General features: G+C 49.2%; 1 protein-coding gene. It reads right to left on the reverse strand.

Annotation, left to right across the window (positions count from 1 at the left end; genetic code table 11):
• Nucleotides 1-146: 146 nt before the first annotated feature.
• A complete protein-coding gene (gene ccgC, locus HMPREF3178_RS10935) occupies nucleotides 147-431 on the reverse strand; it encodes a protein CcgC (protein WP_033547497.1) in 285 nt (94 codons plus the stop codon).
• Nucleotides 432-502: the final 71 nt, after the last annotated feature.

Here is a 502-nt window from a genome sequence, read left to right on the forward strand (position 1 = left end):
TTAATTATCGGTGATTACGCCCTTAAAGTCAATATAAGTACGGAATATATATACAAGATTTTATATCTTGCAAAGCGCCCATAGAGCGCCTTAATCGCTTTCTGACAGCCTCAATAAAAAAGGCGGGAATTACCCGCCTTTTTTTCTTACAGCTGCTTACGTGGCTTTTTACGCGTCATATACAACGGTATCGCGCAGTCTACCGCGTACAAAAAGCACGCCAGTGCGCCGCAGCCGTACAGGAACGCAAGCGGCTTATTATCGAAGTAGCTGAAAACCCCTGTCGCCGCACACAGGCCCAGAACAGAGACGCAGGCGCAGGTGATCTGCACCAGTTCCCTGTATCCCGCACGAACGATAAACCAGGGCAGGGCAAGCGCAGCGGCGCTAATAATTAATGCGAGAGGGACAAAAACGAGATAGTGATACATGTGAACTCCTTGATGGTTGCCGATACCGGCGATTGTTCGGGCGGCGGTGTTGCCTCCCGATGATTTAATTA

Source organism: Klebsiella sp. HMSC09D12 (assembly GCF_001808475.1).
Taxonomy (GTDB): Bacteria; Pseudomonadota; Gammaproteobacteria; order Enterobacterales; family Enterobacteriaceae; genus Klebsiella; species Klebsiella oxytoca.